This is a genomic window from Amycolatopsis sp. NPDC059027, assembly GCF_042739735.1.
Lineage (GTDB): Bacteria > Actinomycetota > Actinomycetes > Mycobacteriales > Pseudonocardiaceae > Amycolatopsis.
Genome location: NZ_JBHYIK010000077.1, coordinates 21,581 through 44,760, shown reverse-complemented (window position 1 = coordinate 44,760; position 23,180 = coordinate 21,581). Strand labels below are relative to the sequence as shown.

The window sequence follows — 23,180 nt, the reverse complement described above, 5'->3', positions numbered from 1 at the left end:
CGCGGGCGGTCCCCCCCCCGGCCCCCCCCGGAGCGCGCCGCCGCGCGTCACCACGCGCGCGCGCCCCCCACGCCCCCCCCCCACCCCACTGTGCCCGACCCCCCCGCCGCGGCCCACCCCCCCCCCCGCCGCTGCCGGAGTACATGATCCCGTCGGAAATTCAGGTGGTCGACGCGATCCCGCTGTCCGCGAACGGGAAACTGGACCGCAGGGCCCTGGAGTCCTGGCTGCCGGGCACCGCGGAAAAGGTCACCTCGGCAGGCGCGGAACCGGTCGGCGACCTGGAACGGCGGATCGCCGCGGTCTGGGCCGAAGTACTCTGCCTGCCCGCCGTCTCCCGTGACCGGAGCTTCTTCGAACTCGGCGGTGACTCACTGCTGGTGGCCCAGTTGGTCAGCAGGCTACGGGAACAGGTGGCCGAGGCGGGAGGCATGGAATGGGACGGCCTGCTGCGCAGAATGCTGCTCCGCCCGACCGTCGCCGCGCTGGCCACGCACTTCCGGCAGCACCACGGATCCGGGCACGGTCACCCGGTGAGCCCGCTGATGCCGGTCGTCGGCGATCGGCTGCCACGACGGCTCGACAGCGATCAGCCGGTCGGCGTGTTCGTGCACGACGGCAGCGGAACCCTTGCGCCGTACCGGGCGCTGGTCGGCGAGCTGACCGGAAGGTACCGGAGCACGATGCCGATGGTCGGGTTCGCGGTGAACGACGTCGGGCCGTACCTGGCGATGGACTCGGCCACGCTGCTCGAACGGCTCGCCGAGGACTACGCCGACCGGCTCGTCACCGAGGTCGGCGGGCGGTTCCATGTGGTCGGGTACTGCATGGGCGGGCTGCTGGCCACCGAGCTCGCCCGCCGGCTCGCGGGCCGGGGCGCCGAGGTGACCACCCTGGCGGTGATCAGCAGCTACCGCCCGCCCTATCGGGTGGACGACCCCCTGCTGATGGAGTACCTGTTCAGCAGGGTGATGGGGATCGAAGCGGGGCGGGCCGGGTTCCCCGGTGACGACGAGCTGTTCGGCCGTGCGCTGCGATCCGCCCTCGCGGACAACCCCGGCCACCTGGTGCCCGGCGCGTTCGGCAGGATCGGTGGCGACCCCGAGCTGGACGCGATCGCCGCGACCATGCGGGACCTGGCCACCCGCAGCCGGGAGGACCGGCTCGGCGAGATCGCGCGGGAGCTGGTCGCGACCGGATCGGCGCTGACCGAAATGTCGCCGGTGAAGAACGGATCCACACCGGCGGGCGACGTGCGGAAGCCGGAACGGCTCGGCCCGATGTACGACGTTTTCGAGCACAGCCTGCGCGCGGTGATCGAGCACCGGGCCGAACCGTGGACCGGCGACCTCACCCTGCTCCGGCACAGTGGTGCCGGCCAGTTCCTGCCTGGCCAGCCGGCGAACCTGGAGGAGTTCTGGGGCGAGCTGTGCCACGGCACGCTGCGGGTGCGCGAGATCCCCGGCGACCATTTCCACTGCCTCGACGCCGGCAACGCGCGCCGCTCGGCGGAACTGCTCGCCAGGGAGGTGTGGACCCGATGACCGGACCGCCGCTGATCGGCGTCGTCGGTGGCTACGGGGCGGTCGGCGCCACGGCCAGCAGGCGGATACTGCGCTCCGCGGCGGCGCGGGTCCGGATCGGCGGCCGGAACCTCACCGCCGCGCGCGAACTGGTCACCACCGAGCCGGCCACGTCCGGCCCGCCTGCCGAGGCGATGGCGGTGGACTTCACCGACGGCGACAGCCTGGCGCGGTTCTGCGCCGGTTGCCGGGTCGTGCTGAACTGCGCCGGGCCGTCCTACCGGATCGCCGACCGGGTCGCGCGGGCCGCGTTCGCCGCCGGTGCGGACTACGTGGACGTCGGCGGCTACGACGCCACCCATAAGCTGCTGGCAGGCACCGCACCGGGACGGACCGCCGTGCTTTCCGCCGGTGTCCTGCCCGGTCTCTCCGGACTGTTGCCGCGCTGGCTTGCCGGGCAGTACCCGGGCCGGCCACGCCGCCTGCTGTGTTACATGGGCGGCCTCGACCACTTCCCGCCCGCGGGCGCGGCCGACTTCCTGGCCAGCCTGCACAACGGGTTCGGCGAGTCGCTGGCGATGTGGCGGGGCGGCGCCCGCGCCTCCCGTGCGCTGAGCCCGCTGCCCGATGCCGAACTGCCGCTGTTCCCCGAGCCGGTGACCGCCCTGCCGTATCTGAGCACCGAAGCCGAACGGCTCGGTGCCGCCCTCGGCCTCGCCGAGCTCAGCTGGTACAACGTCTACCCCGGCAGGCAGACATTGGCGACCCTGAACCGCGCGCACTGGCAGGGCGCCGGGGAATCCGCCGCGATGGTGCTCGACCTCAGCCGCTCGGCGGAGGTCGACCTGGTCGGCTCCGAGCCGTATCTGGTGCTGCTGGCGCAACTGGACGGCGAGCTGGACGGCCGGCCCGCCACCCGCTCCCTGCTGCTCCGGGTGCGTGAGCCCTACCGGTTGAACGGCACGATCGCGGCCCGCACCGCGCTGGCCGTGCTGGGCGGGGAGATCGGCGCCGGTGTGCACCACGCCGACGAGGCGCTGGCACCGCAGGCCGCCTACGACGAACTGCGCGCTTCCGGCGTGGTGGACGTGCTGACCGTGCTGGACACACCGCTCGGTACCGCCGACGTCGTCGAGGAAGGCGCGTTGTAGGCGCGCCCGGCGTTCATCGGGTCGGCGAGGAACGGAATTCCTTTCGGGAGAAGGTGCATGGTGGACACGGACAGCACGCTCGGCGATCTCACCGGTCATGTCACGGTGATCACCGGTGGCAACAGCGGAATCGGCTTCGGCATCGCACAGGCGATGGCACAGGCGGGTGCCCGGATCGCGATCTGGGCCCGGGACACGGAGAAGAACGCCGGCGCGGCCAAGGAGCTGATGGCCGCCGGCGCCGAGGTACACACCGCCGAATGCGACGTGACCGACCCGGAACAGCTGGCGTGGAGCCTGGCGGGCACTGTCGAGCGGTTCGGGCGGCTCGACTCGTGTTTCGCCGCCGCCGGCACGGCAGGACAGTCCACGTTCGCCGGCACCTCGCCCGCGGAATTCCACCGAGTCGTCCAGGTCAACCTGGAGGGAACGTTCCTCACCTTCCAGACCGCCGCGCGGCACATGATCGACAACGGCGGCGGGTCGCTGGTCGCGATCTCGTCCATCTCCGGGCTCCGCGGCCAGGCACTCGGTTCCCAGTACGCGGCAAGCAAAGCCGGTGTGCTGGCGCTGGCGAAGTCGGTGGCGGTGGAGCTGGCCCGGCATCGGATCCGGGTGAACGCCATGGTGCCCGGCTGGATCGACACGCCGATGACCAGCCGGTTCCGCCGGTCCGAGCGATTCACCGAGCGGATGACCGGCCGGACCCCGGTACGCCGCTGGGGCGAGCCGTCCGATCTCGGCAGGCTGGCGGTCTACCTGGCGGCGCCGGAGCCGTTGTTCCACACCGGCAGCGAGATCGTGATCGACGGTGGCTACACACTGTCCTGACCGGCCAACTGGTAAGGGTGTGCTTATTTCTTAGACACTGTGCAATACTCGGGCCATGACCATGGTGGCAACCGACACCGAGCCCACGGACACCTCCCCCGCGGCACCCGGCGGCGGCACCGAAAGGTCCGCGCTGCGGGCGTTGGTGCGCCCGGTCCGCGGCCGGCTCGCGTTCGCCGTCGGGCTGCAGATTCTCTCCGCCACCGCCGGAGTGGTCCCGTTCATCGCGGTGGCCGAGCTCGGCCGGGTGCTGCTCGCCGACGGCCCCGCCGACGCCGGCCGCGCGTGGACGATCACCCTGGTCGGCGCCACCGCGCTGCTGCTCCGGTTGATCCTGCTGGCGCTCGCCGGCCTGGTGACCCACCTCGCCGACAACGATCTCCAGCTGCGCATCAGGCGGCGTCTCGCCGACCGGCTCGCCAGGGTGCCGCTCGGCTGGTTCGGCCGGCACAGCTCGGGGTCGGTCAACCAGGCACTGCAGAGCGATGTCACCGCGCTGCACCATCTCGTCGCGCATTCCCCTGCCGAGCTCGCGTCGGCGATCGTCGTTCCGCTGGTGTCGCTGGGATATCTGGTCACCGTCGACTGGCGGATGACCCTGGTCGCGCTGGTGCCGCCCTCGCTCGGGCTGCTGGTGCACTTCCGGCTCGGTGCGGGCGACCGGAAACGCGAACAGGACACTGTGGACCGTGCCATGGCGCGGATCGCCGGTAGCGCGGTGGAGTACGTACAGGGCATCGCCGTGGTGAAGACGTTCGGCCAGTCCGGCCGGGCCCATGAGCGGTTCCGCGCGGCCGCCCATGACTTCTCCGACTTCTTCCTCGGCTGGGTACGTACCGTGGTCCATCTCGCCGCGAGCCGGAACTTCCTGCTCTCCCCCGTTTTCTCGCTGCTGGTGCTGCTGGCGGGCGGCATCGGGCTCGCCGCGGGCGGCGCGCTCGCCCCGGTCGACGTACTGCCGTTCGCGTTGCTCGGCCTCGCACTGACCGCGCCGGTGGCCGCACTCGGTCACGGCGGGGACAGCCTGCGGGCCGGACGGCTGGCCGCGGCCAGGATCACCACCCTGCTGGCCACCCCCGAACTGGCTACCCCCGCCGGCGGAACGGCACCGAAGGAGCGGACGGTGGAGTTCCGGGATGTCCGTTTCTCCTACGACGACCAGGTCGACGTCCTTCGCGGGGTGGACCTGACCCTCTCGCCCGGAACGGTCACCGCGCTGGTCGGGCCGTCCGGATCGGGCAAGTCCACGGTCGCGGCGCTGCTGCCCCGGTTCTTCGACACCACCGCCGGCTCGATCAGCATCGGCGGGGTGGACATCCGGCGGATTCCCCCCGCCGAGCTGTACCGATTGGTCGCCTTCGTCTTCCAGGACGTGCAGTTGCTGCGGGCCCCGGCCATCGACAACCTCCGGCTGGCCCGCCCGGACGCCACGGTCGACGAGGTTCGGTCCGCGGCACGCGCCGTGCGGTTGCACGAGCGCCTGCTGGCCGCCCCGCACGGATACGACTCGGTGATCGGCGAGGACATCGAGCTTTCCCGTGGTGAGGCCCAGCGAATGTCGATAGCCCGGGCGTTGCTGGCGGACGCACCGATCCTGGTGCTGGACGAGGCGACCGCGTCGGCGGACTCCGAGTCCGAGTCGGCGATCCAGGACGCGGTGTCCACGCTGGTGGCCGGGCGGACCCTGCTGGTGATCGCGCACCGGTTGTCCACCATCGTGCGGGCCGACCAGATCGTGGTGCTCGGCAACGGCAGGGTCGTCGAACGGGGCACCCACGAGGAACTGCTCGGGCTGCACGGTACCTACGCCAGGATGTGGCACTCGCACGACCGATCCGATCAATCCACAGTGGACGTCAAGGAGGAACGGCCGTGATCCGCCAGCTCATCGCGGCGCTCGGTGCCGGCAACACCAGGCCGTTGCGGCTTCTGCTGTTCGGCCTCGGGCTGACCGCGGTACTCCAGGGCGTCGCCTTCGTCCTGCTCGTTCCGGTGCTCCGCGCCTTGTTCGCCGCCGACTATCCCGCGGCGTGGCGATGGTTCGGCGTACTCGCCGTCGTGACGATCGCCTACGCGGTGGCGCAGTACCGCGCGCAGCTGGCAGGCTACGCCAGCGGCGCGGCGCTGTCCCGCCAGCTGCACGAGCGACTGGGTGACCACCTCGTGCGGCTACCGCTCGGCTGGTTCACCGGCGCCCGTGTCGGCCAGGTGAGCCGGTTGGCGGGCCAGAACGTCCTGGAGATCATCGGTGTCCCGGCGCATTTGCTGCAGCCACTGGTCACCGCACTGGTCACCCCGGCCACCGTGGTGGTGCTCATGTTCAGCTTCGACTGGCGGCTGGCGCTGGCCGCGCTGATCGCGGCGCCGGTGCTGGTGGGGGCCTACCGGTGGAGCGGTTCCCTGGTGCAACGGGCCGACCTGGTCCGGGACGAGGCCACTACCGAAGCGGCCGACCGGGTGATCGAGTTCGCACGGGCCCAGCAGGTGTTGCGTGCGTTCGGCCGGACGACCGGCGGCCACGAGCCGCTCGCCGGATCGCTGGCCGCGCAGCACGCGGCGAGCCGCCGGATGATCCTGCTCGGGCTGCCCGGCACGATCGGTTTCGCGCTCGTGATCCAGGCCGCCTACACCGCGATCCTGATCCTCGGCGTCTACCTGGCGCTCGGCGGTTCCCTTGGCGCGGCGGAACTGCTGGCACTGCTCGTACTGGCGACCAGGTTCGTCGAGCCGATCATGGCGGCCTCGGACATCGGTGGCGCCGCCAGGGTCGCGCGCAACGCGCTCATCCGGATCAACGAGGTGCTCGCCGCCGAGCCCCTGCCGACACCGGATGACCCGAAAACGCCGTCGGACAACGGAATCGAGCTGGACTCGGTGCGCTTCGCCTACCGTGACCGCCCGGTGCTCGACGGGGTCAGCCTGCGAATCCCGCCGGGCAGCATGACCGCGCTGGTCGGTGCGTCCGGGTCAGGCAAGACCACGGTCACCAAACTGATCGCGCGATTCCACGACGTGGACGCCGGCGCGGTGCGGATCGGCGGGGTCGACGTCCGCGAGCTGGACCAGGACGAGCTTATGGCGCGGATGTCCCTGGTGTTCCAGGACGTCTACCTGTTCAACGACACGATCATGGAGAACATCAGGGTCGGCAGACCGGACGCGCCCGACGCGGACGTGGCCGAGGCGGCCAGGAGGGCGCGGGTGGACGAGATCGTCGCACGGCTCGCCGGCGGCTGGCACACGATGGTCGGCGAGGGCGGTGCCCTGCTCTCGGGCGGCGAGCGGCAACGGGTCTCCATCGCCAGGGCGTTGCTGAAGGACGCGCCGATTCTGGTCCTGGACGAGGCGACCGCCGCACTGGACTGGGAAACCGAAGCCGCCGTGCAGGACGCGTTGAGCACCGACCGGACCCTGCTGGTCATCGCGCATCGGTTGAGCACGGTCAAGGCCGCCGACCAGATCGCGGTGCTGGACGAGGGCCGGATCGCGGAGTGCGGCACCCACGACGAACTGCTGGCCGCGGGCGGCCGCTACGCCGCGTTCTGGACCGAGCGCAGCAGGGCGGCCCAGTGGCGGCTCACCGGCTCGGCCACGGTCAGGGCGTGGACGGCCAGCTGACCCGGCCGGCGTGTGGCAGGCGCAGACCGCGCAGTATCTCCTCGATCACGGCATGGCGGTGGCCGACGAGATAGAAATGCTCGCCGGGGAACACCCGCAGCTCGAATCGGCCGGTCGTGGCCAGTGCCCAGTCGCTCATCTCGTCATGGGTGGCCTCACCATCGCGGTCGGCGAGCAGCCCGACGACCGGCGTGGCCAGCGGCCGCACCGCGCGCGGCCGGTAGTTCTCGATCAGGCGGTAGTCGCCGCGCACCGCCGGCAACACGACCTCGCGCAGTGCCGCATTGTCCAGCACGCCGGTCCCGGTACCACCGAGGCCACGGAGTTCGGCGACCAGTCCGTCGTCGTCGAGCAGGTGCACCGAGCCGCCGCGCTGCCGGTGCGGTGCGGGATGCGCGGAAACGAGCAACCGCTCCGGAGGGCGGCGCCGCTCCTCGAGGCGGAGAGCCACCTCGTAGGCGACCGCGGCACCCATGCTGTGCCCGAACAACACCAGCGGCCGGGTCGCCAGCGGCAGCACGGCAGCGGTGATCCGGTCGGCCAGTTCCGCCATGTCGTCGACGCACGGGTCGTTGATGCGCTCTTCGCGTCCCGGATACTGCACCACGCGGAGTTCCACGTCCGGCGGCAGCGCCGTTTGCCAGTCGCGATAGAAGCCGGCGGTGCCTCCCGCATGCGGGAAACACACCAGACGCACAGCTGCCCGCTGCCCGGAAGTGAAACACCGCAGCCACGGGTCGTCCTGGCCAATCAGCACCATGCACCACCAACCCCATTCTTCGAGGCAGCCGAAATCGCAGTCGTTGACTACCGGTTAATTTAGCGTGAGCCTGTCGCAGGCAAGTCGCAAGGAGTTTGCAGGAGTCCGTCATAAATGTTTCACACGCCGTACCCCCGGTGATCGCGCGCTAATATCCGAACATGGACCAGCAGACGTTTTTCGCGGTCATGAGCGCTTTTCCGACGGGAGTGGCGATCGTGACGACCTCCACAACGGCCCGGGTCCCGGCCGGCCTGACAACCAACGCGTTGTGCAGTATTTCCGCCGATCCCCCGCTGTTGTCGCTCTGCATCGGGCTCAGCAGCAGGACATTACCCGCGCTACGCGCCAGGAAGCGCTTCATCGTCCATTTCATGGCCGACCGGCACGATGCGATCTGCCACGCGTTCGCCGGCAAAGGGGACGACAAGTTCGCCGAGGTGCCGTGGCGCTGGACGGAAAGCGGCCTGCCCCTGCTGTGCGAAGGCGTCATCGCGTGGCTGGAATGCTCGGTCGCGCAGGAATCCGTGGTCGGCGACCATGTCGTCCTCATCGGCCGCGCCGAAATCGGCCAGCCGCCGCGCGAGGACTCCTACCCGATCGTCTACTTCCGGCGGAAGTACCGGAACTGGTCGCCGGATCGGGTCGGCCCGCTCCCCGGCCACCCCGAACGAAGCACGGTCCGGTGAGCCGGATGACCGGTTCAGCCGATTCCCTCTTCAGCCTTCAGCTCGTCCAGCCGGACCTGCACACCATCAAGGGAACGCTGGACGGAGTAGGCGAAAAATTCGCGCTGGTAGGTACGCGCCGACTCCGCGTCGGCGTATTCCCGATGCAGCAACCGTCCCAGCGCGGCAAGACCGGGCTGCTCGGTGTCGTCGCGGAACAAGCCGAGCGCCTCCACCGCCGTCGCCCTGGCCTTGGCGTTGGTCTCCCGGTCGTCCTCGACCGCGATCAGCGTGACACCGCTGTTGAGCAGGTAGCTGTACACACTCGGCGCTTCCTCGTCACCAAGCCCGGCCCGCTGCAGCACCTGCACCCCGGTGTCGATCAGGCGCAGCGCGGAGGGCACGAGCGGCCCCTGCTGGACCAGCATCCGGCGGGCGACCCCGCGATGCCGGCGGAGCACGTCACGCCCGTCCACGAGCAGCGTGTAGAACCATTCCCGCCAGGGCAGGTCCGCGTCCGGCAACGGCATCTGCGCGACCACATGGTCGGTGACCGCCTGGATCACCGCCTCCCGGTCGCCGACATGGTGATAGATCACCGCAGGCCAGACTTCGAGCCGCGACGCGAGCAGGCGTACCGTCCAGCCCTCGAGTCCGTGTTCCCTGGTGAGCTGCGACGCAGCATCGATGACACCGCTCCGGGTGATCGGCGGCAGCCCTGCCGCCCAGCGCGACCGCCCTCCTGGCCCAGACTCCACCATGACGAAACCCTATCTCTCCTGCTTGCACGATCGGCACCCCACCAGAAAATAAGGGTACACTTACTTGTTGAATGGTGTGCAATACTCGGTGCGCAGGGGGTGCCGAACCAGGTCGGCGAGTACCCGCGCAGGTCGTCAGCCGCGACTCCGGGAGGGCAGCGCAGGACCATGGAAGAAAGAACCGCACCAGAGCACACCCGCCACCCCGCCGACGGCAGTCCGGCCGCCGCGCCTGGCGCACTGTTCCTGGTCTACCTGGCCGTTTTCGGCGGTTTCTGCGGTCAGTACATCATCGCGCCGATCCTGCCGCCGCTGGCCCGTGAACTGGACATCAGCGAGTTCCAGCTCGGCATGGTGATCACCACCTCGGCCATCATGGTGGTGCTGGGAAGCACGTTCTGGGGACGCCGCAGCCAGACGATCGGCCGCAAACGAGTACTGGTGCTCACCCTGCTCGGCGGGGCGGCGGCGCTGCTGCTGTTCGCCGTGGTGGCGCACCTGGGCTTGAACCACACCGTCGGCGGAGCGGTCGCGTTCGTCATGATGCTGTGCACAAGGGGCCTGGTCTACGGTGCGTTGCTCGCCGCCATTCCGGTGACCGCGCAGGCATACGTGGCGGACGTGACGCCGGACGAACGGTCCCGGGTGCGCGGGCTGTCCTGGGTCGGCGCGGCGAGCGGGCTGGCGATCGTCGTCGGCCCGCTGCTCGGCGGGCTGCTCGGCAAGGCGAGCCTGCTGCTTTCGATGTACGTGGCGCCCGCGGTGCTGGCGTTCGTCGCGGCGATCGTGTGGCTGCGGCTGCCGACGGAGTCGAGGCACGTGGACAAGCCGAAGGCGGCCAAGCTCAGCCCGTTCGACCGACGGCTGTGGCCGTTCCTGGTCCCCGGTTTCGGTCTGTTCCTCGCGCTCGGCATCATGCAGATCACCGTCGGGTTCCTCCTCCAGGACCGGCTCGACCTGGCCCCGGGGGACGCCGCCCAGTACACCTCGTGGGCGCTGCTGGCGCTCGGAGTGCCCTACCTGCTCGCGCAGGCGGCGCTGGTGCCCAAGCTGGGCTGGCCACCACTGCGGCTGCTCCGGATCGGGATCACCTTGGCGGGCCTGGGTTTCCTCGGCGTCTCACTCGGCGCGGAACTGATCAGCACCATGGTCAGCCTCGCCGTGCTCGGCCTCGGCCTCGGCATGGGCCTGCCCGGCTACATGTCCGGGCCGACGCTGCTGGTCGGTCCGGACGAACAGGGCGGTGTGGCCGGGATCGTCGGCGCGAACAACGCGCTGACGTTCGTGTTCGGCCCGCTGATCGGGACCGGGCTCTACCAGCTCGCGCCACTGGCGCCCTTCATCACCACCACCCTCCTGCTCGCGGCGCTGCTGCTGTTCGTGTGGCTGGCGCCTGCCATCCGGCCGACCGCCGCGCACCCGAACACGCGTTGACCACGAGCGCCCGCCGCGGCGCGATACCAGGACGTTCCCGCTGATTGGAGTTGCCGATGATTGACGTCGGACTGCATTTCTTCCCGGACTGCGACCACCGAAGCAAACCCGCCAGGGACTACTTCGCCGAATGCCTCGACCTGGTGGAGCTGGCGGACGAACTGGGCTACCACCACGTCCGCACCGTGGAGCACTACTTCCACGCCTATGGTGGGTATTCGCCGAACCCGCTGCTGTTCCTCGCGGCCGCGGCCCAGCGCAGCAAGAACCTCAGGCTGATCACCGGAGCGGTGCTGCCGATCTTCACCAACCCGCTCAAGCTCGCCGGCGAGATCGGCATGGTGGACACGATCTCCGACGGGCGGCTGGAGGTCGGGTTCGCCCGCGCCTTCCTGCCGCACGAATTCCGCCGGTTCGGCGTGGACATCAACGAAAGCCGGTCTCGGTTCGACGAGGGCATCGCCGCCGTCGAGGGACTCCTCGAGCACGAGAACTCGGCATTCTCCGGGCAGTTCCACTCGTTCGAGGAGACCACCTCACTGCCCCGGCCGCTGCAACGCCCGCGCCCGCCGTTCTGGATCGCCGCGATCTCCAGCGCGAAGAGCTTCCAGCGAGCCGGCGAACTCGGCTACGGCGTGATGACGACCGCGCTGCAGACCTCCGCGATGAGCTCGCTGATCGCGGCGTACCGGAAGGCGTGGCGGGAGGCGGGACACCCCGGCGACGGACGGGTCATGATCGCTTTCCAGACCTACTGCGCGGAAACCTCGGCCGAGGCGCTGGAGGCACCGAGGGACGCCGTCAACCACTACCTGCACAGCCTGATCGACGCGGCATCGGACTGGGCGGGCACGACCAGCGCCGACTACCCCGGCTATCCCGAGATGCTGGCCAAGATGGCCGAAGAGGACTTCGACAGCTCGGTGAAGAACGGGTCGATGCTGGCCGGCACCCCGGAGGAGGTCGTCGAGTCGATGCTGCGCTATCACGAGGAGTGCGGCGGGTTCGAGATCGCGAGCCTGCACGCGCATTTCTCCACTTTGGACCCCGCACTGATCCGCAGGTCGGTGGAACTGTTCGGTACCAGGGGAATTCCCCGGTTGCGGGCGATGACCGGCGGCTGACCGCCGCTCCCCCCACCGCGGTGCTCTCCCCCCAGGCCCGCGGTGGCCGGGGCGTGGGCGGGTGCCGGCCGGCCACCGCCACCCGCCCACGCCATGCGGGCACTCCTGCCCGGCGGGCGTCAGTCCCCGGCCAGCCGGGCACGCACCTCGGGGAGCACCTCGGCGCCCAGCCGCCGGATGTTGGTGAGGGTTCCCTCGTCGTCGCCGCTGGCCAGCACCTCGCACAGCACCCGGCGGCAGCCCGACACCCGGATGCTCCGCACCAGACGTTCGATGCACATGTCCGGTGTGCCGACAGGATGGTTGCCGAGCACATAGGACCCGAACCGGCCGATGAACGCCTCCGGTTCGAAATGGGTTTTCGTCTCGATCAGATGGTGGTAGTCGGCCTGCGCCGCGGCGAGTGCCGGCATCGTCACGTCCCGCACCAGGTGCTGCGCCTCCGCCACGGTGTCGTTGACCTGAGTGAACACCGCGAAGGCATGGTCGTAACCGTCCCGCGGATGCCCGGCCGCGGCCGCCAGCTCACTGTGCCTGGCGACCATCTCCGCCTTGGTGACGTCGTTCTTGTCGTAGAACAACAGCATCGGCAGGCCCTGCCTGGCCGCGAGCTCCAATGAGGACTGTGAGTTCGAAGCCACGTAGACCGGCGGGTGCGGAGTGGTCAGCGGCCGCGGCTGCGGCCGGACCTCGCGGAACCGGTACAGGTCGGTGTCCGAGGACACCTTGCCGCCGAAGGACTGCAGCAGCAGATCGAGCGATTCGGCCAGACCACGCTGCCAGTACTCCACACCGTGGCCGATCGCCTCGTAGTCCAGCACCGGCTCCGCCCTGCCGACCCCGAGGTCGAACCGCCCGCCGGAGACATGGTCGAGCAACGCCACCTGTTCCGCCGTGTGGACCGGAGAGTGCAGCGGCAGGATCGTCACCGCGGTACCGACCCGCATCCTCTTGGTACGTCCCAGGATGTTCGCGGCGAAGGTCAGCCCCGACGGGTTCACCCCGTAGTCGTTGAAGTGATGCTCGGTTATCCAGATGTCGTCGAAGCCGGCCTGCTCGGCCGCGTCCACCGCGGCCAGTGCCCGGTTCAGCACCTGGGCGTCGGACTGGCCGGGATACCGGTTCGTCACCGCGAAAGCGCCGAATCGGAGCGCCGTGTCCTTGCTCATCATTCTCCTGACTTCTCGTGGTGCCTTGATCCTCCGGTCACAACAGTCCTTCGTCGAACACCGCGCCGGACGCCGGTGTGCCGTGGAACTCGCGCAGTGTCACCTCGGGCAGCACCTCGGTCAGCTCGCCGAGCACCGCGCCCGGATCGAGGACGTCGGCCGCGTAGTGCAGGCCGGACGGCACCCGGCCGGCCAGCGCCGCGGCCGTGGTGATCGCGCCGACCGTGCCGGTCAGCCGGGAGCCGTCGGCCGCTCGCAGAACCGCGTCGGCGGTGTGTTCCACGCCGTCGCGCGAGCCCGTCATCCGGAGCGACATGGCCTGGTACGGGGCGCGGCCGGCGGCGTCCACTTCGCTGGCCCGGACCAGCCGCGAAACGGCAGCGGCATGGTCGTCCGCGGACCCGGTAGCCGCCCTGCCCTGCCAGCCGGTGAGCATCGACAGCGCGGCGGAACCGTCGAAGACGTTGTACCAGCGGGCCTCGCGCAGCCCGAGGTGTTCGGCCAGCCGCCGTAGCTCGGTGCTGAGAAACGGGTATGCGGTGACGCGGCGGGGAAAAAGCGGGAGCTCGACGTCCTCCAGCACGGTCAGCGAACCCTGCCGCACCGCCCCGTCCCGCCACTCGGCGAACCCCGTCCCGTACCCGTTGCCGAGGCTGAGCAGGAAGTCCTCCGCCGCGCTGCGCGTGAACCGCCCGATTCCGCCGAAGTAGCCGGTCAGCCCGGTGGCTTCTTCGAACCGGGTGGCCAGGACCTTGGGCAGCAGAGCGGACAGGCCGGGCAGCATCCCGGCGGACAGCAGCGCGCGCCGCCCGCCCGGCACCCGGCCGGTGAGTTTTTCGTGCAGCGGATCGTCGCCACCGACGTCGACGTAGTCCGCGCCTGCCGTCAATGCCGGGCCCGCCACCCGGTCGAGCACCCGGTAGGACGGGCCGGCGCAGTTCAGCACGACCGCGCAGCCGGCGCAGAACCGGGCCACGCTGTCCTGGTCGAACACGTCGACCGGGACAGCCTCTCCTTCGCCTGCCAGCACGGTGTCCACGAATCGCCGTGCCACGTCGGCTCTGCGCCCGCCCACCCGGAGCCGGATGGGGCCGGACCGGCCCGGTCCTCCCCCTGCGAGCGCTTCGGCCGCCGCTCGCCCCACCGCGCCATAACCGCCGACCAGGCCGACCAGCGGGCCCGGGGTCATGGCGCCCCGACCGTCCGCCCGGTCCCCCGGTCGGTGGTCAACGCGGTGAACACCGAGCTGACGTTCGGCGGGTGCAGGCAGCTGAAGTGGTCACCGGGCACATCGACGACGCGGAGTTCGCCGAGGCAGAGCTGCTCCCAGTAGGTGCTCATGTCCTTGCGCATGCCCGGCAGGACCTGGGTTTCGCCCAGCTGCCGGATGAAGGTCACCGGTCCCCGGTAGGGAGTGGCGTCGTGCCGGGCGACCGCGGTCAGGCTGTGCTTGAGCACCCGGTACTGATCGCGGACGCGTTCCGCCGAGCCGAGTTCCGAGCCCGCGTAACGCATCGTGGCGCCGATCGCGGCCAGCCGTTCGGACTGCTCCCGCCCGGCGAGCCGGCGGAAGGCACGGACCGCTTCGGCCACTTCGCCGGTTTCCGGTACTTCGGCCAGTGACCCGGCCGGTACCCTGCCGGGGGTCTTCGCCAGCACCGCCGCGATGGTCTGCCGCATGGCGACCTCGTCGGCCGGATAACCGAGTGCGACCGGGTCGGCCCGCATCACCCTGGCGAAGATGTACTCGGCGAGCAGATCGTCTTCCACCAGGAACGGCACCCGGTAGCTGCTGATCACCGTGAGATTCTCGACGGTGGCACCCTGTTCGGTCAGCTCGCTCGCCAGCTCGGTCGCCAGCAGCCCGCCCATGCAGTAGCCGACGACGCGCACCTTGTCGTGTCCCGCTGCCAGCAACTCGGTGGCGTAATCGCCGGCCAGTCGCTTGATCAGATCGCCGGGGTCGGCGGCGAGGAACGGCTCTATGTCGGCCAGGGCCAGCCCCAGGCTCGGGCCGTGGTCGCCGAGCGCGTCGAGCAGCGCCCGGTACGGCGCGATGGTGCCGGCACCGTCGTGCACGAACACCATCGCCGTGCCGCCGGCGACGTCGTTGATCCGGATCAGCGAGCCCGTCGTGGTCGCGTCCTGGCCGGAACCACGGCTCAGGTACGCCGCGGTGGCGGCGATGGTCGGCTGGTTGAGCATCTGCCGCAGCAGGTTGTCCCACTTGCGCCCGGCCGCTTCCGGCAACCGCTCCCGAACCCGCCCGATCAGCTGCGCGACCAGGAGCGAGTCGCCGCCCAGTGCGAAGAAGTTCTCGTCCCGGCCCACCTGGGGGACCTGGAGCACCTCCGACCACACCTCGGCCAGCGCGCGTTCCCTGGCGCCCACCGGGGCGGTGCCACCGGCCGGCCGCTGTCGCGCCACGTGTTTCGGCAGCCAGTCCGCGAGGGCCCGGCGATCGACCTTTCCGTTGTCGCTCAACGGAATCGAGTCGACCACCTGGATCTCGGCTGGCACCATGTAGTCGGGAAGCCGCTCGTCGAGATGTCCGGTCAGCTCGGCCGCGGTCACCGGCATCCGTCCGGTTTTCACCTGTGCGGCAAAGACGTGCTGGCCGATCCGGGACAACGGGTCGTCCGGCGCCGGCAGGCAGAAGGCGGGTTCCGCGCCGGCCTCGGTCAGCAGTTCCAGCCACTGCTCGCGGCCGATGAAGGTGGTGTCCTGCTCCGCCCGGAAATCCACGAAGTCGGTCAGGCCCTCCTTGAATTCCATCGAGGCCATCGCGTGGTAGGTGTCCCTGGTCGCCTCGATGAACACCAGCCAGCCACCCGGCGCGAGCAGTTCGTGGAACCGGGCCAGTACCTTCCCGGCATGCTTGGAGTTGTGCAGCACGTTGGCACACAGGACGACGTCCACCGAGTTGGGCGCGACCCCTTGATTCCGATACGGCTCGTTGAGGTCGAACAACCCGTAGCGCACCCACGGCTGTTCGGCGAACCGTTGCCTTGCCTCGTTCAGGAAGAACTGGGACAGGTCGGTGAACAGGTAGTCGGCGTCGAACTCGGTGAGCGCGGGGATCAGGTCGTTGCTGGTGCCGCCGACGCCGGCGCCGATCTCCAGCACCCGCAGCGGAGCGCCACCTCTCCGTCCCTCGGCGATCCGGCGGACGGTGTGCACCACGACCCGGTTCAGGTAGCCGCTGATCAGGTTTTCCCGGTACGCCGCTTCGGCGACCTCCAGCCTGCCCTCGGGGAACAGCAGGCTCAACGGGTCGAGTTCGTCGCGAATCAGCTCCGGCAGGTTCTGCTCGGCGACCCGCAGATACCGCAACAGCTCGACGCCCCAGTCGACCACCGGCTCCAGTTCGTCGATCCGCCGCCACATCGCCTCGATGGCGGCACGGGAGGGCGCCCGCAGATCGCGGTAGCCCGCCGGGACCCGCTCGAGCATGCCCTCCTTCGACAACGCCTTCAGCCAGCGCCGGATCAGCCGGTGGTTACGCTCGGCCGCTCCGGTCGCGGTCAGGATCTCCGGTAGCCCGTGTACCACGCCGGGGTCGCTGAACAGCCCGGCCTGCCACAGCGCGTCGGCCATCGAAGCCAGCGCGACCCGCTCCACCAGCCCGGAGATTTCGGTGAGCGCCTCGCCGTCGACGCGGGTGCTCAGCTCCGCGCCTGCCGCCTCCGCCACCGCCCTCAGATCCGGAACGGCGTGCGTGGTCTCCGGGTTCCGCGCGGTCTCGGCAAAGGCGACCAACTGACGATCCAGCGCGTCGCTCCCGTCCACCAGCACCTCGGCCGAGGCGATGGCGGGATGCTCGGCCAGCACCGAGGAGATCTCGGCCAGCTCGATCCGGTGGCCGCGCACCTTGACCTGGAAGTCTTCCCTGCCAAGGAATTCGATGACACCGTCGGGCAGGTAGCGGCCGACGTCGCCGGTCGAGTACAGCCGCTCCCCGGTGACCGGATGGGTCACGAACCGTTCCCCGGTCTTCTCCTCGTCACCCAGGTAGCCCGACGCGACACCGGCTCCGCCGATGTAGAGGTTGCCGGGCACCAGATCCGGGCACGGCCGCATGGCCTCGTCCAGTACGTGGAAGCTCTGGTTGGTCAGCGGAGTGCCGTAGGGGATGCTGCGCCATGCCGGGTCGACCTGGCCGATCGGGTAGTGGATCGACCAGATCGACGCCTCGGTCGCGCCACCGAGGCTGACCAGGCTCAGCCCCGGCAGCCGGCGGCGCATCGCATCCGGCAGGCCGACCGGGATCCAGTCCCCGGACAGCAACGCCAGCCGCAGGGTGGGCAGGACACCACCACCGCCTTCGGCCGGGTGGCCGGAATCCAGGTACTGGCCGAGCATGTGCAGCTGAGCGGGCACCGAATTCCACAGCGTGACGCCGTGCTCGTCGATCGTCTCCGCCCAGTGCGACGGGTCGCCCCGGCGGCCGGCCGACGGCAGGACCAGGGAGCCGCCCACGGCGAGCGGGCCGAACAGGTCGTAGACGGACAGGTCGAAACCGAGGTTGGCGAGACCGAGTACCCGGTCGCCGTCGCCGACGCCGAACCGGCGGTTGATGTCGTCGATGGTGTTGCGCGCGGCCCGATGCGTGATCATGACGCCCTTGGGCCGTCCGGTCGAACCCGACGTGTAGATCACGTAGGCGAGGTCGTCCGGCCCCGCCTGTTCCGGAACCGCGCGCACCCGGTGTTCCGGCGGATCTTCCGCCTCGACGGTCAGATGCCGGACACCGTCCGGCAACCCGAGCGAGCCGGCCAGCCACGGCTGGGTGAGCACCCGGCGAACCCCGGCGTCGAGCAGAATGGCGTCGCGGCGGGCCGGCGGCTGGTTGGTGTCGATCGGCAGATAGGCCGCTCCGGCGAGCAGCACGCCGAACACGCCGACCACCTGTTCCCAGCCCTTGTCCATCACCACGGCCACCAGCTCGCCCCGCTCGCAGCCCGCCGAGGACAGCTCGTCGGCGACCGCGCCGGCACGGTCCAGCAGCTCCCGGTAGGTCAGGGCACGCCGCGTGCTGCGCACCGCCGTCCGATCAGGGGTACGCAGGGCCGTGGCGACGACCTCGTGGTGGAGCAGCCCGTCCGGCAACGGCCCGGCGGTCCCGTTGACCGCCTGGCGGACGGCCAGCTGTGCGGCGGGGAGCCGGACCGGATCGTTGCTCGTCCACGCGTCGTCCCCGGCGGCGAGTTCGTGCAGCAGCGTGGTGAACGCGGCGAACGCGGGCTCGACCAGCCCGTCCGGGAACACCCCTTCCCGCACGTCCCAGTTGACCAGCAGCTCTTCCTTGCCCTCCATCACCTGGCAGTCGATCCACACCTGCGGTGTCTGGCTGATGCCGTAGACCAGCTCCGCGCCGGGCATCAAGCCGGCCGGCCCGGTGCCGTCCCCGCTTTCGGCTCCGACGCCGAGGGTGCTGGTGAAGGCGACCGGCAGCAGCGCGGCGTCCCGGCCACGCCGCCTGCCGAGCTCCCGCAGCACCTCCACCCCGGAACACGACCGATGGTCCATATCGGACCAGAGCTGTGCCTGCATGGCCCGCGCCCGCTCGCCGAGCGGTGCGCCGCCGGCGGTGTCCACCGGCAGCAGGGTCACCGAGCTGAAGTCCCCGATCAACCGGTCGACGTCCGGGTGCAGCGGGAGCCGGTTGAGCAGGGTGAGATTGAGGGTGTACGCCGATCGCCTGCTCCAGCGGCCGATCACCTCGGCGTAGGCGGCCAGCACCGCGGTGGACACGGTGATCCCGTGTGCCGCGGCCTGCCGGCCGAGCTCGCCCCACTCCGCCTTCGACAACCGGGTCTCCCAGCGGGCGAACCTCGGTGGCGAGTCGGTCGCCGAGCGCTCCAGCACGGGCAGCTCGGGCCCGGGCGGCAGCCGGTCGATCCGCTGCCACCAGTAGTCCCGGTCCGCCCGGTAACCGGCGCTGTCCCGCAGCCCGCGCTCGGCGAGCACGTAGTCCCGGAAGGTCGGTTCCGGATCCTGGCCCACGTCCTCACCGGCGTACCGCCTGGCCAGCTCGGCGAACAGCAACTGGACGCTGAAGTAGTCGCAGACCAGCAGATCCACCGAGACATGCAGGATGTCCTGCCGGTCGGTCCTGGTCACCAGCAGGTCGATCAGCGGCCACTCGTCGGTGCGGCGGACCCGGTGCGACCACCGCTGCCTGGTCGCCTCGATCGCCCGCTGGACCCCGGCAGGCGGCTCGCCACGCTGATCCTCGACCTCGATCCGGTAGGCCGGGACCTCGGCCAGCACTCGCTGGTAGCCCTCCGGGGAGACCACCGCGCGGAGCATGTCGTGCCGGGCGATCATGTCCCGCCACACCGGCTCCAGCCGGACCGGATCCAGCTCGGCGAAGGCGAATTCCAGATAGCCGTGGCAGGCAACGGCTCCGTAGTCGAAGGCGTCACTGCGGCCGAGCAGGTAGGCCGACTGCACGTCGGTCAGTGGGAAGGGCTCGTGCCGCGCACCGGGGTCGGGCGTGATCGAGGAACTCGCCTCGGTTTGGCGCAGGTGCTCGAGAATGGCTTGTTTGTGCTCCCGCAACCGGTCCAGCCGTTGTGCCGTCAGATATCCGCGTGGCGCGCGGAAACGAAGCCGTCCGTCCTCGGTCCACAGGGTGACCCCGGCGGCGGTCAGCTCCGCGATCAGGTCGCCGATCATCTACAGTTCTCCGTCCTCAAGTCCCTGGGTTTCGAGTTCGGCGAGCTGCCGCTCGAGCAGGGTGGCGAGCAGGCCGACAGTGGGGCTCCCGAACAGTTCGCGCAGCGAGACCCGGATGCCGAACCGGCGGCCGATCCCGTCCACCAGCCTGGTGGCGAGCAGGCTGTTCCCGCCGAGCCGGAAGAAGTCTTCGTCCCGCCCGACACCCGGTACGCCGAGTAGCTCCGCCCACAGCCCGGCCAGCTCCTTCTCCACCGGGCCGTCCAGTGGCCCGCTGGCGTCCGGCCGCTGTTCTCCCACACCGGCGAGCAGCTGCCCCACCGCGGACCGGTCCACCTTTCCGTTGCCACTCAACGGAAGCTCGTCCAGCGTGAGCACGGTGTCCGGGATCATGTAGCCCGGAAGCCGGTCGGCGAGCCAGTCCACGAGACCGGCCGGACCACCGGCGGCGCCGCCACGCGGCACCACCGCCGCCGCGAGCCGCTTCGCCCGCTGCCCCACCACGACCACCACCGCGTGCCGTACCTCGGGATGCGCGGCCAGCGCGGTTTCGACCTCCCCGAGCTCGATCCGGTGCCCGCCGATCTTGACCTGGTGGTCGGCCCGGCCGAGGAACTCCAGGGTGCCGTCCGGCCAGTACCGGCCGAGATCGCCGGTGCGGTACCAGCGATCCCCCTGGTACTCGACGAATCGGGCGGCGGTCAGCCCGGGGTCACCCCGGTAGCCGTCGGCCACCCCGGTGCCGCCGATCCACAACTCGCCCGCCACCCAGTCCGGCCGATCCCTGCCCTGGGTGTCCACCACCCGATATCGCTGGTTGCGCAACGGAAATCCATACGGGATGGATCGCCACCGCGACGGAACCTCGCCCACCTCGTAGGCGTTGGACCAGATCGCGGCCTCGGTCGCGCCACCCATCGCGATCAGCCTGCCGCGGCCGCCGGTCTGGGCAGCCAGCCTGCCGGGCAGGTCCAGCCCGATCCAGTCCCCGGACAGCAGCACCAGCCGGAGACCCGGCAGCTCCCGGCCGGTCGCGGCCACCAGCAGCATGTCCAGCAACGCGGGAACCGAGTTCCACACACTCACCCCGTGCCGCTCGACCAGTTCGTGCCAGCGTCGCGCCTCCCGCCGGTTCTCCTCTTCGACCAGCACCAGTGCCCCGCCGGCGGTGAGCAGACCGAAGATGTCGTACACGGACAGGTCGAAGTCCAATGCGGACACCGCGAGCACCCGGTCCGCCGGGCCGACCTGGTTCCGCTCGTTGATGTCGGTCACCGTGTTGACCGCGGCCCGGTGGCTGATCTGCACGCCTTTGGGCTCGCCGGTCGAGCCGGAAGTGAAGATCACGTACGCCGGATCGGTCCGTGGTACGGAAACCGGCCCGGCAAGGGGTTCCTCGGTCATCGCCTGGTCAACGGTCAGCACCTCGACTCCGGCTGGCCATGTCGTGCCCGCCCGCCCGGCCTCGCTCGTCAGTACCAGCCTGGCTCCGGCGCGGCCGCGAATCCGGTCCCGCCGCGCCGGTGGCTGGTCCACCCCGATCGGCACGTAGTGCCCACCGGCGGCGAGCACCCCGAGTACGGCGGTGATCTGGTCGGGTCCCTTCGGCAGCGTGACCACGACCGGGTCGCGGCCGGTGAGACCGTGCCGGCGCAACCGTCCGGCGACACTCAGCGCGCGCCGGGCCAGCTCGCCGTAGCTCATCCGCCCGGTATCGCCGAACAGCAGCGCGGTGCGACCGGGATCGGACTTCGCCATGGCGAAAAAACCCTCGTGCAGCAAGGCTTCGCTCTCCGGCGCGGCGGTGGTGTTCACCGTGGCCCGCACCGTCCGTTGCGCCTCCGGCAAGGCGACCGGCGCCGGTGCCGACCAGTCTCCGTCGCAGAGCCAGTGGATCACCCGGCGGTAGACGTCGAACATCGCGTCCAGCACACCGGGCGGGAACAACTGCTCCACCGCGTCCCAGTTCAGCAGCAGCCCGCCCGCCATCGGATAGATCTGGTGGTCGAGCCAGACCTGGGGCGTCTGCGAGATCATCCAGCTCAGGTCGCCGAACTCGGCGCGGAACTCGGGTCCGAGGAAGTCGTCGCCGAGGTTGCTGGCGAAAACGACCGGTGCGGTTCTCGCCTGCCCACTGTCCACTCTGGCCATCTCACGCAGCACCTCGACACCGGAATAGCCCGCGTGAGCCAGATCCTGGTGCAGCTGGGACTGCACGCCACGCACCCGCTCGCTGAAGGACTCCTCGGATCCGGTATCGATCTCCAGCAGCACCAGGCTGGTGAAGTCGGCGATCATGTCCGGAATGGACGGATGGGTGTCCTGGCGGTCGAACAGCGGGACGTTGAGCAGGAACCGCGGTTGCTCGCTCCACGCGCCGAGCACCTCGGCGTAGGCGGTGGCGAGCACCGAAGCCAGCGTCACGTCATGCCGGATCGCGTGCCGGCGCAGGCGATCCAGATCCGCCGGGGACAACCGGAACTCCCGGCGGGTGAACCGGGGCCGCCGCACGGTGTCCGGGTCGACGGCCAGTGGCAGCCGCGGCCCGGACGGCAGCCCGGCGACGCGCCGCCGCCAGTACTCCTCGGCCTGTTCCCTGGTCGCCGCCGGAAGCGCCTGCTGCTCGGCGAGATACCGCGGCAGGCTGTAGTCGATGGGCGCCGGCGTGGCGCCCGGATCGGCGTGGTAGCGCGCCAGGTCCCGCAGGAACACCTGGAGGCTGAGCACGTCGGCGACGAGCAGATCGATGCTGACGTACAGCCGGCAGGCCGCGCCCGGCAGCAACGCCAGCTGGACGTCGAAGACCTGGCCGGACTCCACCGCCAGCCGCCGGTGGGACAACCGGTCACGAACCTGCTCCAGTCGCGCCGCCGTCCGCTGCGGACCGAGCTCACGCAGGTCGTGCACGGTCAGTCCCTGCCACCGGCTCTCCGGCAGGATCTGCTGGTAGCCACCCGGGAGAAACACCGCGCGCAGCATCCCGTGCCGCTCGGTCAACCGGCGTACCGCCGTTTCCAACCGGACGGGGTCGATCGCAGACGTGTCGAACTCCATGTAGGCGTGACAGCCGACGCCGCCCAGCGGCTGCTCGTCGCCACGGCCGATCCAGTACGCCTGTTGCACCCCGGTCAGCGAGAACGGTGCGCCCGGCTCGACGACCGGTTCCGTGGCCGGTGGGGCGACCTCCTCGGGCCGGCGCCCGGCGAGCAGCTCCCACCACCCGCCGATGGTGCGCCGCTCGATCAGCTCTCTGAAGGTGACCGGCACACCGCCGCGCTGCCAGCGCCCGACCAGGCGCATCAGCTTGACGGAGTCCATACCCAGTTCGATGAGCGGGTCGTCGTCGCCGACCACTTCCGGCTCGACGTTCAGCAGTTCCGCAACCGTCCGGCGGATCAGGTCCAGATCAAGGTTTCCGGCGGACACGTGTTCCCCTCGCGTAGGTCGGAGATGGAGCGGA

14 protein-coding genes are annotated in these 23,180 nt (G+C 70.4%); 8 read left to right on the top strand and 6 right to left on the bottom strand.

Going from position 1 to position 23,180, the window contains the following annotated elements; all coding sequences use genetic code 11:
* Positions 1 to 143 precede the first annotated feature (143 nt).
* The 5 genes from ACFWY9_RS37380 to ACFWY9_RS37360 are packed head-to-tail and all read left to right on the top strand — an operon-like array spanning position 144 to position 7,123.
* The gene (locus ACFWY9_RS37380) at positions 144 to 1,544 is read left to right on the top strand and encodes a thioesterase domain-containing protein (RefSeq protein ID WP_378341120.1); all 1,401 of its coding nucleotides are present in this window, start codon (positions 144 to 146) and stop codon (positions 1,542 to 1,544) included.
* Positions 1,541 to 2,674, top strand: a complete 1,134-nt coding sequence (locus ACFWY9_RS37375) for a saccharopine dehydrogenase NADP-binding domain-containing protein (RefSeq protein WP_378324716.1) — start codon at positions 1,541 to 1,543, stop codon at positions 2,672 to 2,674. The genes ACFWY9_RS37380 and ACFWY9_RS37375 overlap by 4 nt, the downstream gene beginning before the upstream one ends.
* Positions 2,675 to 2,731: 57 nt before the next feature.
* Positions 2,732 to 3,505: an SDR family NAD(P)-dependent oxidoreductase gene (locus ACFWY9_RS37370; RefSeq protein ID WP_378324717.1), complete on the top strand. Its 774-nt coding sequence runs from the start codon at positions 2,732 to 2,734 to the stop codon at positions 3,503 to 3,505.
* Between the two features lie 55 nt (positions 3,506 to 3,560).
* The gene (locus ACFWY9_RS37365) at positions 3,561 to 5,381 is read left to right on the top strand and encodes an ABC transporter ATP-binding protein (protein ID WP_378341119.1); all 1,821 of its coding nucleotides are present in this window, start codon (positions 3,561 to 3,563) and stop codon (positions 5,379 to 5,381) included.
* Positions 5,378 to 7,123, top strand: a complete 1,746-nt coding sequence (locus ACFWY9_RS37360) for an ABC transporter ATP-binding protein (RefSeq protein WP_378341118.1) — start codon at positions 5,378 to 5,380, stop codon at positions 7,121 to 7,123. The genes ACFWY9_RS37365 and ACFWY9_RS37360 overlap by 4 nt, the downstream gene beginning before the upstream one ends.
* Here ACFWY9_RS37360 and ACFWY9_RS37355 read toward each other — a convergent pair.
* Positions 7,101 to 7,883 carry a thioesterase II family protein gene (locus ACFWY9_RS37355; protein WP_378324721.1) on the bottom strand — a complete coding sequence of 261 codons (783 nt, stop codon included), beginning with the start codon at positions 7,881 to 7,883 and terminating at the stop codon, positions 7,101 to 7,103. The two genes, ACFWY9_RS37360 and ACFWY9_RS37355, sit on opposite strands and share 23 nt — an antisense overlap.
* Positions 7,884 to 8,044: 161 nt before the next feature.
* Here ACFWY9_RS37355 and ACFWY9_RS37350 point away from each other — a divergent pair, with 161 nt between their 5' ends.
* The gene (locus ACFWY9_RS37350) at positions 8,045 to 8,572 is read left to right on the top strand and encodes a flavin reductase family protein (protein WP_378324722.1); all 528 of its coding nucleotides are present in this window, start codon (positions 8,045 to 8,047) and stop codon (positions 8,570 to 8,572) included.
* A gap of 14 nt (positions 8,573 to 8,586) precedes the next feature.
* Here the strand turns inward: ACFWY9_RS37350 and ACFWY9_RS37345 are convergent, their stop codons facing one another.
* Positions 8,587 to 9,312 (bottom strand): TetR/AcrR family transcriptional regulator, encoded by a 726-nt coding sequence (locus tag ACFWY9_RS37345; protein ID WP_378324723.1) that lies wholly within the window; start codon positions 9,310 to 9,312, stop codon positions 8,587 to 8,589.
* Positions 9,313 to 9,480: 168 nt separating this feature from the next.
* Between ACFWY9_RS37345 and ACFWY9_RS37340 the strand changes: the two genes are divergently transcribed.
* Both ACFWY9_RS37340 and ACFWY9_RS37335 read left to right on the top strand, forming a co-directional pair.
* The gene (locus tag ACFWY9_RS37340) at positions 9,481 to 10,746 is read left to right on the top strand and encodes an MFS transporter (RefSeq protein ID WP_378341117.1); all 1,266 of its coding nucleotides are present in this window, start codon (positions 9,481 to 9,483) and stop codon (positions 10,744 to 10,746) included.
* A gap of 56 nt (positions 10,747 to 10,802) precedes the next feature.
* Positions 10,803 to 11,870 (top strand): LLM class flavin-dependent oxidoreductase, encoded by a 1,068-nt coding sequence (locus ACFWY9_RS37335; RefSeq protein WP_378341116.1) that lies wholly within the window; start codon positions 10,803 to 10,805, stop codon positions 11,868 to 11,870.
* A gap of 119 nt (positions 11,871 to 11,989) precedes the next feature.
* On the opposite strand, the gene ACFWY9_RS37330 is transcribed toward ACFWY9_RS37335, so the two are convergent.
* Genes ACFWY9_RS37330 through ACFWY9_RS37315 form a run of 4 tightly spaced genes read right to left on the bottom strand, consistent with a single transcriptional unit; the run spans position 11,990 to position 23,146 of the window.
* Positions 11,990 to 13,039 (bottom strand): LLM class flavin-dependent oxidoreductase, encoded by a 1,050-nt coding sequence (locus ACFWY9_RS37330; RefSeq protein WP_378324726.1) that lies wholly within the window; start codon positions 13,037 to 13,039, stop codon positions 11,990 to 11,992.
* 37 nt (positions 13,040 to 13,076) lie between these two features.
* Positions 13,077 to 14,228, bottom strand: coding sequence for a saccharopine dehydrogenase NADP-binding domain-containing protein (locus ACFWY9_RS37325; protein WP_378341115.1), 1,152 nt, complete (start codon positions 14,226 to 14,228; stop codon positions 13,077 to 13,079).
* A complete protein-coding gene (locus tag ACFWY9_RS37320) occupies positions 14,225 to 19,720 on the bottom strand; it encodes an amino acid adenylation domain-containing protein (protein WP_378341114.1) in 5,496 nt (1,831 codons plus the stop codon). The genes ACFWY9_RS37325 and ACFWY9_RS37320 overlap by 4 nt, the downstream gene beginning before the upstream one ends.
* Positions 19,721 to 23,146, bottom strand: a complete 3,426-nt coding sequence (locus ACFWY9_RS37315) for an amino acid adenylation domain-containing protein (protein ID WP_378341113.1) — start codon at positions 23,144 to 23,146, stop codon at positions 19,721 to 19,723.
* Positions 23,147 to 23,180 lie beyond the last annotated feature (34 nt).